The sequence below is a fragment of the [Clostridium] ammoniilyticum genome (assembly GCF_025566905.1).
Taxonomy (GTDB): Bacteria; Bacillota_I; Bacilli_A; order Erysipelotrichales; family Coprobacillaceae; genus Faecalibacillus; species Faecalibacillus intestinalis.
Window position 1 is genome coordinate 1 of record NZ_JAOQJR010000025.1, and the last position, 12,480, is coordinate 12,480.

Here is a 12,480-nt window from a genome sequence, read left to right on the forward strand (position 1 = left end):
GAATTAGCTAAACTTAATGTAACTGAAAATACGATTTTCTATAAAAATTAGTTCCTATTTTCTCTTATTTCCAGTTTCTGCTTGCAATTCGGGATATTTTTTATTCTAAAACTATCTTGGATCTACAGGTATAATACACGCTGCAACAACATAGGCAAGAAGTCCTGTTCCTGCATATAAACAAAGCAAACCACAAGCAAGTCTTACAAGTGTTGGATCTACATCAAAATATTCTCCAAGTCCTCCGCATACCCCTGCTAATACCTTATCTTTAGTTGAACGATATAACTTTTTATTCATTATTATTCCCCCTTAAAATGAATTGTTACATTTCCCATATCTGTATCGATATCAATATTTTTATTTCCTATAACTTGACTTGCATCACTTACATGAACAGAACTCATACTACCATCTTTTGTCACTTTATATTGATCTCTTGTATCTGCCATCACTAAAGATACATTTCCCATATCATTTTCTAAATCTAAGTTATACGTATCTAAATTAGAAATTTCTAAATCACCCATATCATTAGAAATATCCGCATTTTCTTTAACAAGTAAATGTTTGATTGTTACTTTACTTGTATCACTTTCCATTTCTAATTGATTGCATTGTAAATCTTCAATTGTAACCTTTGAGGCATCAATATCTAAATCAATGTGATTAAATTGAATATTTCTTGGAATATATAAAGTAAGTTTGCTTGTTTCTTTTTTATGAGTTACACCCGTAAAAGAAATATCTGCAACTTGTCCATTATATTTAAAATCATAATCTTTATTAACATGACTTCCTTCTACTTTAATTGTATTTCCATCATAATAAACGATTTTACCATTTAATGCTGATAATTCTAAATCAAGGTTACAATGAGCATCAACACCTAATTCCAAATTAACATCTTTTGCTTTACCAAAAGATTTAAATTTAACATAATTCGTTACTTTTTGTGCTTCACCAGGTAATTGATCTAAGCCATTCATCAAAACACCACCAACGCATAAAGCAAGACCAAGAATTAATGTTACAAGTGCAATACATTTATAAATTTTCATATTAACCCACCACCTTATTATAAATATCTTTACCTAAATCAATGAGTGCTCTAAATGCTTGTGGTAAATATTTAAAAATACTGACTGTCATTAAAGAAGTTAAATAACTTAAAGAAAATAATAATAAACCAACACCTAAACAAATAAGACCACCAGCAATTAAACCATCCATAAACATTTTAATAGCAACAACAACTAAAGCAACTAAAGCACATAACAATCCAAATGTACCAAATATACCGATACATACAATTGAAAGAAATAAACCAAACGCTGCTACTACTAAACCACCAACACCACCAATTGTTGGTAAAATAAGTAAAACTAATAAAACAACAATGATTCCTCTTAATATACGTGTATTTCTTTCATTATAATGATGAATTACTTCTTCATTTTCTTGCTCATTTATATCAAGTCCCTCTTTAATTGTTTGTGCAACTTTTTCAGGTGTTCCTAATTCATCTATAACTTCTTGTTCATGTTCACTTCCTGCATCTTCAAAGTAATCACGATAATAATTAAGTGCTTCATCTCTTTCTATTGAATCTATATCTTGTAATAATTTTTCCAATTCATCTAAAAATTGTTCCTTATTCATTATTATCCCCTCCTTTTAATAATGAATTAATTTTTTCTGTATAACTTATCCATTCATTTCTATACATCTCTAATTTATTCTTTCCATTATCTGTAATTCTATAATATCTTCGATTTCTACCATCAATTTGTTTATCATATGTCTCTAAACAATCATCTTTTTGTAATCTTCTAAGGACAGGATAGAGTGTCGATTCTGAAACATCGATTCCTTTTCTCACATCTTGGGTAATTTTATAACCATACGTTCCCTCTTCTTTTTTAGCGACAACACTTAAAACAATGGCGTCTAACAAAGCAGCCCCTGTATTAAATATCATATTTGCCCTCCTATTCTTTTTACAATAATATTATACAACGTATAGTATTATATTACAACGAATTTGTTGATAAAAAAATAATGTGCTAAACACATTATTCAAAAAATTCTAAAGTTAATTTTAAAACTTGTTTAATATCAGATAGTTTATCAAAATTATGATTGCCATCTTCTATCGAAACAAACTTTGTTCCTTTATGAAATAATTTCATGTATTTGTTACTGATTTCATAAGGAACTGTTGTATCTTTTGTTCCATGAATCACAAGTAAATCATTTTGATAAGTATCTAATTCTTGATAAAAATCTCTTTTTAAAATATCTTCTACAAAATCATCTGATATTTCATACCCACCATGATCATAAGTTTTCGCTCTTTCAACTTGTCCTGTTAAATAATGAAGCGCATCTGGTAAATTAAAAGCTGGCGCCCATAAAACCATTTTTTTAATTACATCTGGATAAAGCTTAGCAAGTTCACTAGCAATAGCACCACCCATCGAATGTCCTAAAACATAGATTTCTGTACAATTTTCCATTTTTAAACATTCTTCTAAAATCACTCTGGCACAAGAAAGTTCATCTTGAAAAGTCATATCCACAAAATTCCCATCACTTTCTCCACTTCCTAAAAAATCAAAGCGAAAAGAAGCAATTCCTTTAGCTTCTAACATACGTGATAATTGTACATAAGAAAACTTTGTTCCCGTTTTTTGTCCTGTAAAACCATGGAAAATCAAACAAACAGGATGTTTGTCTTGATTAGGTTTATGAAAAAATCCTCTAAGTGTTCCTTTAGGTGTAGGAATTTCACAATAATGTTGCATTTTAAATACCCTCATGTGCTTTCTTGATTCTTCGAATACCACCCATTGTGACATATTGTTTTGTAATATCTATAATATTTTCTTTTTTAAAATCTCCACCTATAAAAAGACACGTATCCATAATTTCATTTGTTACAATTGTAAGCATTTCATCAGATAATTCCTCTGGTATTTCATTTCTTACAATTTCTTTACACTCATCTATATATTTAGTTTTATCAATTTCTGTAATACCTTCCATATTAATACCTCCTGTATTTTTCATTATAACAAATAATATGTCTAAATGATGAATTTATCAAAAAAAGACCAAATTGTTCCATTACAACAATTCTAATTAATCTTTCCATATAATGAAAATAAGAACATTCCATACTCTATTGATACTATGATTATAGCGTGTTAGTAGAGAAATAAAGAAAGGTAAAAAATGACTAAAAAGAAGAAATATATTTATATTAATTTAAAAAATACCAGGGAGGATAAAGATTTAAAACAAAAAGACATAGCCAAATTGATCCATGTATCTCCGCGTACATACTCTCACTATGAGAATAACGAAAGAGAAATGTCCCTCGATACTTGGAAATTACTTTCTAAACTTTTAGAAAAAAGTATTGATTATCTAAGCATTATTGAAGAAAAAAAGAAAGATAAGGAGTAAAATCTCCTTATCCCTTATTCATAATCACAAGTATAACCTTTATGATCTAATTCTAATTTAATAACTTCCCAATCATTTAATAATGATCCAAGTTCTTCTTTTAAACGAACAACACCCATTTTATCTTCTTCACGAATAACTGCCATTAAAGTAGGTCCTGCTCCTGATAAATAACATCCTAAAACATTTTCATCGTTTTCTAAAACATTCATAATTTCATCATAATTATGAATCAACTTACCACGATAAGGTTGATGTAAACGATCTTTAAATCCTAATTTTAAACCATCATCATAACCATTAATCAAAGAAGCAACGACGAGAGCTAAATGGGAAACATTTTTGATGGCATCTTGACGACCTAATGTTTGTGGTAACACTTTACGTGATTCTTCAGTAGATAAAGTAAATGGTGGAATTAAAGCTACAAAACGATATTCATGTTTTACAGGAATATTTAATGTAAGCACTTGTTCTTCTTCCATGACTGAAACTGTTAAACCACCAAAAATAGCTGGTGCAACGTTGTCTGGATGTCCTTCAATCTTTGTCGCAAGTTCAAGAATTTCTTGACGATCATCTGTTTTGTCTTTAAAAGCAAAAGCTCCAACGATTCCTGCCACAATACATGTTGAACTACTTCCAAGACCTCTTGTATAAGGAACTTGACTTTCACAATGAATATTGACACCTTTAAAATCTAAACCACAGCTTTGAGCTGCTTGGCTAAAAGCTTGATATGTTAAGTTTTCTTCATTACAAAATTGTGTTGGACAACCTGTAATATTTAATCCACCTTCATTTAATTCAAAAGTAAAGGTATTATATAAAGTTAACGCTAATCCAGCAACGTCAAATCCTGGTCCTAAATTGGCACTTGTTGCTGGTACTTTGACTTTGACTTTCATTCTTTAAAGTCCTTCCATTTCTGATTTAATAAAATTAATAATTTCTGTTTTATCAATATGTGTTTTATGTAGCACTTCTCTATCCTTAATTCCAACTAATGGTTTAGGTACTGCTACACCTGTTTTTTTATTTAATTTTTCAATTGCATCATAAACATTTAATTCTTCATTGAATAATGCTTTATAAACAGATTCAGGGAATTTATATGGTGAAGCTGTTGAAAGTAAGATTGTTTTAGTTTGATCTCCAGTTTCCTTTTGATATTGTTTTAATACACCATAACCACATGCTGTATGTGTATCTAAAACATAACCATTATCTTCATAACAATCTTTAATTGTTTTTAAAACTTCTTCTTCATTTAAATATCCTGCTTTAAATTGATCTTGAATACGTGCAAATGTTTCATCATCAACTTCATAAATACCATCTGCTTTTAATTTTTCCATGTATTCTTTAACCTTATCACCATCTTTTCCAGACATATACCATACAAGTCTTTCTAAGTTACTTGATACTAAAATATCCATTGCTGGTGCATTTGTTTTAAAGAATTCCCTATTAGCATCATATTTACCTGTTGTAAAGAAATCAGTTAAAATATTATTCTTATTAGATGCGGCAATAAATTTATTAACAGGAAGACCCATATTTTTTGCAAACCATCCTGCTAAACAGTTTCCAAAGTTTCCACTAGGTACACAGAAGTTTACTTGATCTCCCATTTCAATTTCTTTATTTCTTACAAGTTCAAAATAACTATGGAAATAATAAACGATTTGTGGAATCAAACGTCCTACATTAATTGAGTTAGCTGAAGATAAGAAAACATGATGTTGATCACTTACTTCTTTTAACATTTTATCTCCAAACGCTACTTTTACAGCACTTTGAGCATCATCAAAGTTACCATGAATTCCAACTACTTTAACATTTTTTCCTTCTTGAGAAACCATTTGTTGTTGTTGAATCGCACTTACTCCATCTAATGGATAAAATACTTTAATACATGTTCCTTCAACATCTTTAAATCCTTCTAAAGCAGCTTTACCAGTATCACCACTTGTTGCTGCTAAAATCATGACTTCACGATCTTCTTTTAATTGTTTTAAAGATAAAGTCATTAAATGTGGTAATAAAGATAATGCCATATCTTTAAAAGCAGCGGTTTGTCCATGGAATAATTCAGCTACATAAACATCTCCTGCTTTTTTTACAGGAACAACAATTTCTGGAAATAAACCTTTTCCATATGCATTTAAACATGCTTGATGGATAAGTTCTTTACCATCTTCAGGAACAAAAGTTGAAATCACCTCTGTTGCTAAATCCACATAATTTAATTGAACTAATTTATTTAAATCTAATTTTTGAAAATCAAAATTAGGAACTAACAATCCCCCATCATCACCAATTCCTTGTACAATTGCTTGATAGAAATTGATTTGATCTTGATGATTACGCGTACTTACATATGTCTTATTCATCGCTATATCCTCCAATAATTGAATTTATTATATTGAATATTGTATACAAAGTCAACAATCCAAGATTTTATTATTAATATAATATAAGGAAAGAAACTATGAGAAAAAATTGACTACTGTATACAATCATGCTATTATATCAAAAAAGTAAAGAAAGTGAGGCTTAACTATGATAACCATTAAAACTATTATTGATGCATTTAAAAAATAAAGCTCAAGAATAATGGTTTGTTTATGTTAAGTTTTCAATAGACCATTTGGTCTATTTTTTATTATAAGGGGGACTATCATGAAAATAGGTGTTATTGGACTTGGTACTGTAGGATATGGGGTCATTGAAATTCTTACAAATGAAAAAACACGTTTAGAAAAAGAAATGAAACAAGAAATTGTTGTTAAATACGGGTGTGGTCTTGAAGAAGTAGACTTACCTAAGGGAATTATTTATACAAAAGATTATCATGATGTTATTAATGATGAGGAAATTGATGTCGTTGTTGAACTTATTGGGGGAACAACAATTGCGAAAAACATTATCTTAGAAGCATTAAATAACAAAAAACATGTAGTTACAGCTAATAAAGCTTTATTAGCTCATTATGGAAAAGAAATTTTCCAAACTGCTAAAGCAAATGATGTACATATTTTCTATGAAGCTTCTGTAGGAGGAGGTATTCCTGTTCTAGCAAGTCAAAAAGAAAGTTTGATTGCAAATAATACCAAAGAAATTGTTGGTATTTTAAATGGAACAACCAACTTTATTTTAACTTTAATGGAAAATGAAAATCTTGATTTTGATGAAGCATTATCAATTGCAGATGGTTTAGGATATGTTGAAGCTAATCCTGCTTTAGACTTAGATGGAATTGATGCTGCTCATAAAATTTGTATTTTAGCACAAAATGGTTATCAAAAATTTGTTGACTTTGATCAAATTCAAGCTAGTGGTATCCGTAATGTCTCTAAATTAGATATGGATTACGCTAAAAAATTAGGTTATCGTTTTAAAATGATTGCTCAAGCAAAACCTGTTAAAGATGGTTTAGGAATTGATGTTTCAGCAACACTTGTAAACCTAAATGAACTTGTAGCCAATGTTATGGATTCTTACAACGTTGTTGAAATCGATAACGATTATGTTAATAACATTATTTATTATGGTCGTGGTGCTGGACGTTATGTCACTGCTTCAGCTGTTGTCAGTGATATCATGAAAACACACCAAGTAGAAAGATGGTCACATGATTATGAAGATTGTAAACATGTTTACCCTATTTCTTCTTCACGCTATTATGTAAGAGCATCTAAACCTGTAGATATTCCTTATGAAACATACTATAGTGAAAAAGATGATCATATTTATATAACAGAAGAAATTGAATTAGCTGATTTAAAAAATAAATTAAATGATGAAAATGCTGTTATTTTCAAAGTAAGAGGATAAGGAGATTATAAAAATGAAAAAATTTAAAATTGCTATTGTTGGTGCTACTGGTGCCGTTGGTCGTGAAATGTTAAGATGTGTTTTCCAATTTAACTTTCCTTTTGAAAGTATTAAATTATTAGCTTCTGCAAGAAGTGCTGGAAAAGAAATCGAATTTGAAGGACATAAATTTGTTGTTGAAGAATTAACTGAAAATAGTTTTGAAGGTGTAGAAGTTGCTTTCTGGTCTGCTGGTGGAAGTATTTCAGAAAAATATATGAAATATGCCGTAAAAGCTGGATGTGTCAATATTGATAATACTTCACATTTTAGAATGGATCCTAATGTTCCTTTAGTTGTTCCTGAAGTAAATGGTGAAGCCTTAAAAGACCATCATGGAATTATTTCTTGTCCAAACTGTACAACAATTATGATGTGTAGTGCTCTTACAAGATTAAATGATGAATTTGATATTGAAAGAATCGTTGTTTCTACTTACCAAGCTGTATCTGGTGCTGGTGTTGCTGGTATGGAAGAACTTTATCGTCAAAGCCAAGAAGTTTTAGATGGTAAAGAACCTGTTGCTAAAACATTACCTTGTGCTGGTGATAAAAAACATTTTCCAATTGCTTTCAACTGTATTCCTCAAGTAGATAAATTTGATTTATCAAATGGATATAGTAAAGAAGAAATGAAAATGGTAAATGAAACTAAAAAAATCTTCAATAAAGATATTGAAGTCAATGCAACTTGTGTACGTGTTCCTGTTTTACGTGGACATAGTGAATCAATCTATATTGAAACTAAAAAACCAATCGATATGGATAAAGTTTTTGAATTATTAGGAAATAGTACTGGTATTGATTTATGCGATGATTTAGCTAATCAAGTTTATCCAATGCCAACAAGCTTTATCGGTGATGAATTAACTCACGTTGGACGTGTAAGAAAAGATTTATATAAAGATAATGCTTTAAGTTTATGGATTACAGGTGACCAATTAATGAAAGGTGCTGCTTATAACTCTGTAGACATCGGATTAAAAATGATTGAATTAGGTTTATTAAAATAAAAGGTAATGACCTCCATTGGAGGTCATTTTTATTGTTCAATTGTTTTAATAACTTTTGCTGGAACACCTGCAATTAAACTATTTGCTGGCATATCTTTGGTCACCACTGCCCCTGCTGCAATCACACACCCCGCACCAATTGTAACTCCTGGCATCACAGAAACATTAGCTCCAAACCAACAATTATCTCCTACTTTTATCGGTAAGGCTTTTTCTAATCCTTGATTTCTATTTGTATAATCTAAAGGATGATTTGCTGTATAAAAGCCACATGAAGGACCAATAAAAACATTGTCACCTATTTCAATAGTTGCTCCATCCATAAAATAATTATTAATGTTCACAAAAACATTCTTTCCTAACTTAATATTTTTTCCATAATCCGCTGTAAAAGGACTTAATAAAACTAAATCATCTGGAAAATATCCCAAAATATTTTCAATTACTTCATTTCTTTTTTCATCACTTGGTTTCAGTTGATTTAATGCAAAACATAAATCTTGGCATATAAATCTTTGATCTATGAGTTCTTGATCATTATTGGCATCATACCATAAACCAGCTTTCATCTTTTCTTTTTCAGTCATGTTTTAATCCTTCCTTTAACCATTCCATAGGAATATCATCACTTGGATATCCTGCAATTAAAATTACTTGAGCATGTACACCATAATTTCCCGTTTGTACCACCGCTTTACAACGATCTCTCATTTGATAATATTCAGGAATATAATGCATGACATGTATATTCTCTTTCCCAAATAATTTTTCAACGGTTTGATAATCCTTTTGATTTAATTCTAACATATCTTCTGTCACAATAGCACACCACATTCTTTTAATGTTGTGAAAATATCATGAAAACTTAGTGATCCTGTTACTGCTTCTAAATCAATATATTGCACACTTGAACCTAGTGGATAGATTGCTTTAGGACTTGTACCACTTCCTGCATCTGCAATAAAAATCATTTCTCCATGTCTTATTTGTGCTACAAGTGCTGCAAGTTCATTATTGAGTATTCTTCTTTTCATGTTTTTCATCCCCTTCGCTTATATATTAAAAATCTTTTAATAAACAGTTGATATAAAAAAAGATTTTCATCTTCTATAATTGAATTCTTTGAATAATTTGACTTTCTAATCCTTGAAAATAATAATCTTCACAATTCTCTTGATATTTTAAAGAAGGCATAAAATGAATAGGAACATAATTTAAATCTCCTTTTTGAATAGCTTCTAAATCATCTTCTTTTATATTTTCTCCTGTAAGGATAAGTAAATGAGGATTATACATCACAATTGTGGTCGCAACAACTTGAATAATATTTTCAAGTGAATTATCAAATTCTCTTTTCTTTAAAAAATCAAATAAGGGTAAATAAGCAACTTCTCCCGCAATTCCATTATTTCCATCAATTAATTGATTATCTAATATCATGCCCTGAATCTTTTGGAAAAGTAAGAAAACAGACATTTTGATGATGCATTTGATTATATCCATAAGCAATACATTTAATATCATTCATTAAAAGAATTTTTTTAATGAATCAATATCCGATTCAATAACTTGATTATTGGAAATAATTGCTGGTAATCCTAAAGAAATATATTGAAGATATTTATCTTCTTCAATGATTTTATTTAAACAATTAACAATATCTTCTCCTACCAATTCCTTTTTCTTTATTTTTTTAGAATCAATTAATTCACCTAAAGCATTTTTTAAACAATAAATAATAGAACAACAATCATTTTTTTTGACATACATCATACACTCATGATAATAATCTGGATTTAATTTATATTGATGCGTAGGACGTCCTTTTTCAACATAAATAAGTTCATTTTCTACAATAATCCCTTTTGATAAAAAATCATTTAAGATGGTTCCTGTTGTCATAATAGAAACATTTGTTTTTTGTGCTATTTCCTTTTTAATTCCTATTTCTTCATTTATAAAATAATCAAATACTTTTTGATCATTAATAACTCTTAATTTTCCTGTTCCTTTTCTTTCCATACACATCACCTTGTTTTAATCATATTAACATAAAAAAAGGGAGGTGTTGACAAACTGTTTTATACTGTTATATACTGTTTATAGATGAAGGAGGACTTATATGCGCATAATTATTAATCACTCATCTATGATTCCAATTTATGAACAAATTGTCGATCAGATAAAGAAACAAATCAATAACCACACTTTAAAAGAAAATGATGCTTTACCTTCTGTAAGAAGTCTTGCTAAAGAATTACAAATCAGTGCTCTTACCGTAAAAAAAGCCTATGACTTTTTAGAAAACGAAGGTCTTACTAAAACGATTCATGGTAAAGGAACTTTTATTCTTGCTGTTAATGAAGAAACACTTCTAGAAGAAGCACGAAAAGAGATTGAAGTTCATTTAGAAAAAGCCATTCAAAAAGGAAAACAAGCTGGTGTGAGTTATGAAGAAATTAAAGAAATGCTAGAACTATTAATGGAGGAGTAATATGTTAAAAGTTAATCATGTTCAAAAAACTTATTCACATTTTCATTTAGATTGTTCATTAGAAATAAAACCCGGTTCCATTACTGGAATAATAGGAAAAAATGGTTCAGGAAAAACTACACTTTTTAAAGCCATTTTAAATCTCATTCATATCGATTCTGGTGATATTACACTTTTAGATAAAGATTATAAAGATGTTGATAAAAATAAAATTGGTTGTACACTAGCTAATATTTCTTTATGTGAATATCTTAAATTGAAAGATTTAATGAATCTTTTAAATAACACCTATAAAGATTTTGATTTAGATTACTTTCTACAAAAATGTAAACAATATCAATTTCCTTTAGATAAAAAAATCAATGTATTCTCTACCGGTATGAAAACAAAACTCAATGTTTTAATTGCCTTATCACATCATGCCTCATTTCTTATTCTCGACGAACCAACAAATGGTTTAGATGTTCTTGCTCGAGAAGAAATCATTGACTTAATTCGAGAATTTATGGAGGAAGATGAAAACCGTTCAGTTTTAATTAGTTCTCATATTTCTTCTGATTTAGAAGGTCTATGTGATGATATTTATATGATTGATGATGGCAAGTTTATATTCCATGAAACAACGGATTGTTTATTAGATCAATATGGTTTATTAAAATTAACAGAAGAACAATTTAATCAAGTAGATCATAATTACTTTATAAAGACGAGAAAAGAAAATTATGGTTATACTGCTTTAACGAATCAAAAACAATTCTATCAAGAAAACTATCCAGAAATTATTATTGAAAAGAATAATTTTGATACTTTATTTTCTATGATGTTAAGGGGTGAATAAGATGAAAGGACTATTTATTAAAGATTTTTCATATATCAAAGAAAGCAAATTACTCTTTCTCATTCTTGTTTTATTTGGTTTTGGCTCTTCTTATTTCTATAAGAAACCCACCTTTGTTTTAGGTTATTTCAGTGTATTTCCAGGTATCATTTTAATGAGTACAATTAGTTATGATAGTATCAATCATGGCTTTACATCTTTATTTACTTTGCCTATAAAAAAAGAAGATTATCTTAAACAAAAATATAGCTTAGGTATTTTATTAGGATTACTTTTTCTATTCTTTGCGATTTGTATTTCAAGTATAGGTTACTATCGTATTCAACAATCATTTCATTTTCTAAATAGTGATTTTCTACAAGGTTGCCTACTAACACTTATGTTTTCTTATTTTGTGATTGCGATCATAACTCCTGTAGGAGTCTACTTTGAAGCTCAAAGAAGTCAACTTGCAATGATCATTGTTTTTGGTGGTATCTTCTTATTTGTAGCTCTAATTTATTTTCTTACAAAATTCATTGGTTTTGATTTAGAAACAATTATTGATTCACTTATAGAAAATCATTTATCTATTACAACACTTGCAACTGTTATATTCACATTCATCTGTAATATAATTTCTTATCACATTAGTTTAAAACTTTTAAACAAAAAAGAATATTAAAAAATGCTCTGTTCAAATGAACATGAGCATTTCTTTTATTATAAATCACAAATACCTTTACCTTCTCCATAAACATCATACCAATCACTATTGAAATCATTCACTGCTTTTTCAATACTTGG

General features: G+C 29.0%; 19 protein-coding genes. 6 read left to right on the plus strand and 13 right to left on the minus strand.

Annotated features, from left to right (window positions below; all coding sequences use genetic code 11):
• Positions 1-111 precede the first annotated feature (111 nt).
• The 6 genes from OCV55_RS13630 to OCV55_RS13655 form a co-directional block, all read right to left on the minus strand.
• Positions 112-300: a PspC domain-containing protein gene (locus OCV55_RS13630; protein WP_022002677.1), complete on the minus strand. Its 189-nt coding sequence runs from the start codon at positions 298-300 to the stop codon at positions 112-114.
• 2 nt (positions 301-302) lie between these two features.
• Positions 303-1,061, minus strand: a complete 759-nt coding sequence (locus OCV55_RS13635; protein ID WP_032090819.1) for a DUF4097 family beta strand repeat-containing protein — start codon at positions 1,059-1,061, stop codon at positions 303-305.
• A gap of 1 nt (position 1,062) precedes the next feature.
• On the minus strand, positions 1,063-1,662 hold the full coding sequence (locus tag OCV55_RS13640) for a DUF1700 domain-containing protein (protein WP_022002679.1): 600 nt from the start codon (positions 1,660-1,662) through the stop codon (positions 1,063-1,065).
• On the minus strand, positions 1,655-1,981 hold the full coding sequence (locus OCV55_RS13645; protein ID WP_022002680.1) for a PadR family transcriptional regulator: 327 nt from the start codon (positions 1,979-1,981) through the stop codon (positions 1,655-1,657). Before OCV55_RS13645 ends, OCV55_RS13640 begins: the two co-directional genes overlap by 8 nt.
• Before the next feature lie 94 nt (positions 1,982-2,075).
• Complete coding sequence (locus OCV55_RS13650; protein ID WP_032090820.1) at positions 2,076-2,807, minus strand: alpha/beta hydrolase family protein; 732 nt, start codon at positions 2,805-2,807, stop codon at positions 2,076-2,078.
• A 1-nt stretch (position 2,808) separates the two neighbouring features.
• Positions 2,809-3,048: a hypothetical protein gene (locus OCV55_RS13655; protein WP_032090821.1), complete on the minus strand. Its 240-nt coding sequence runs from the start codon at positions 3,046-3,048 to the stop codon at positions 2,809-2,811.
• Between the two features lie 189 nt (positions 3,049-3,237).
• Here OCV55_RS13655 and OCV55_RS13660 point away from each other — a divergent pair, with 189 nt between their 5' ends.
• Positions 3,238-3,471, plus strand: coding sequence for a helix-turn-helix domain-containing protein (locus tag OCV55_RS13660; protein ID WP_022002683.1), 234 nt, complete (start codon positions 3,238-3,240; stop codon positions 3,469-3,471).
• A gap of 14 nt (positions 3,472-3,485) precedes the next feature.
• On the opposite strand, the gene thrB is transcribed toward OCV55_RS13660, so the two are convergent.
• Positions 3,486-4,379 carry a homoserine kinase gene (gene thrB, locus OCV55_RS13665; protein WP_147580897.1) on the minus strand — a complete coding sequence of 298 codons (894 nt, stop codon included), beginning with the start codon at positions 4,377-4,379 and terminating at the stop codon, positions 3,486-3,488.
• A 3-nt stretch (positions 4,380-4,382) separates the two neighbouring features.
• Positions 4,383-5,867, minus strand: coding sequence for a threonine synthase (thrC, locus tag OCV55_RS13670; protein ID WP_147580898.1), 1,485 nt, complete (start codon positions 5,865-5,867; stop codon positions 4,383-4,385).
• 289 nt (positions 5,868-6,156) lie between these two features.
• Here thrC and OCV55_RS13675 point away from each other — a divergent pair, with 289 nt between their 5' ends.
• A complete protein-coding gene (locus tag OCV55_RS13675; protein ID WP_032090824.1) occupies positions 6,157-7,311 on the plus strand; it encodes a homoserine dehydrogenase in 1,155 nt (384 codons plus the stop codon).
• A 13-nt stretch (positions 7,312-7,324) separates the two neighbouring features.
• Complete coding sequence (locus tag OCV55_RS13680; RefSeq protein WP_147580899.1) at positions 7,325-8,362, plus strand: aspartate-semialdehyde dehydrogenase; 1,038 nt, start codon at positions 7,325-7,327, stop codon at positions 8,360-8,362.
• A gap of 29 nt (positions 8,363-8,391) precedes the next feature.
• Here the strand turns inward: OCV55_RS13680 and OCV55_RS13685 are convergent, their stop codons facing one another.
• The 5 genes from OCV55_RS13685 to OCV55_RS13705 all read right to left on the minus strand — a co-directional run bounded on the left by OCV55_RS13685 (position 8,392) and on the right by OCV55_RS13705 (position 10,384).
• The gene (locus OCV55_RS13685) at positions 8,392-8,949 is read right to left on the minus strand and encodes a sugar O-acetyltransferase (RefSeq protein WP_147580900.1); all 558 of its coding nucleotides are present in this window, start codon (positions 8,947-8,949) and stop codon (positions 8,392-8,394) included.
• A complete protein-coding gene (locus OCV55_RS13690; protein WP_267309954.1) occupies positions 8,942-9,181 on the minus strand; it encodes a hypothetical protein in 240 nt (79 codons plus the stop codon). The genes OCV55_RS13685 and OCV55_RS13690 overlap by 8 nt, the downstream gene beginning before the upstream one ends.
• Positions 9,178-9,396 carry an RbsD/FucU domain-containing protein gene (locus tag OCV55_RS13695; RefSeq protein WP_267309955.1) on the minus strand — a complete coding sequence of 73 codons (219 nt, stop codon included), beginning with the start codon at positions 9,394-9,396 and terminating at the stop codon, positions 9,178-9,180. Before OCV55_RS13695 ends, OCV55_RS13690 begins: the two co-directional genes overlap by 4 nt.
• Before the next feature lie 73 nt (positions 9,397-9,469).
• On the minus strand, positions 9,470-9,802 hold the full coding sequence (locus OCV55_RS13700; protein ID WP_147580901.1) for a hypothetical protein: 333 nt from the start codon (positions 9,800-9,802) through the stop codon (positions 9,470-9,472).
• Between the two features lie 87 nt (positions 9,803-9,889).
• Positions 9,890-10,384, minus strand: a complete 495-nt coding sequence (locus tag OCV55_RS13705) for a hypothetical protein (protein WP_147580902.1) — start codon at positions 10,382-10,384, stop codon at positions 9,890-9,892.
• 100 nt (positions 10,385-10,484) lie between these two features.
• Between OCV55_RS13705 and OCV55_RS13710 the strand changes: the two genes are divergently transcribed.
• From OCV55_RS13710 to OCV55_RS13720, 3 genes are read left to right on the plus strand one after another with little or no spacing between them, the layout of a single operon-like run.
• Entirely contained in the window at positions 10,485-10,856 is a 372-nt protein-coding gene (locus OCV55_RS13710; RefSeq protein WP_032090829.1) for a GntR family transcriptional regulator, read from the plus strand.
• A gap of 1 nt (position 10,857) precedes the next feature.
• Positions 10,858-11,694, plus strand: a complete 837-nt coding sequence (locus OCV55_RS13715; protein WP_147580903.1) for an ABC transporter ATP-binding protein — start codon at positions 10,858-10,860, stop codon at positions 11,692-11,694.
• Position 11,695: 1 nt separating this feature from the next.
• On the plus strand, positions 11,696-12,358 hold the full coding sequence (locus OCV55_RS13720; RefSeq protein WP_118661741.1) for an ABC-2 transporter permease: 663 nt from the start codon (positions 11,696-11,698) through the stop codon (positions 12,356-12,358).
• The last annotated feature ends 122 nt before the right edge of the window (positions 12,359-12,480 follow it).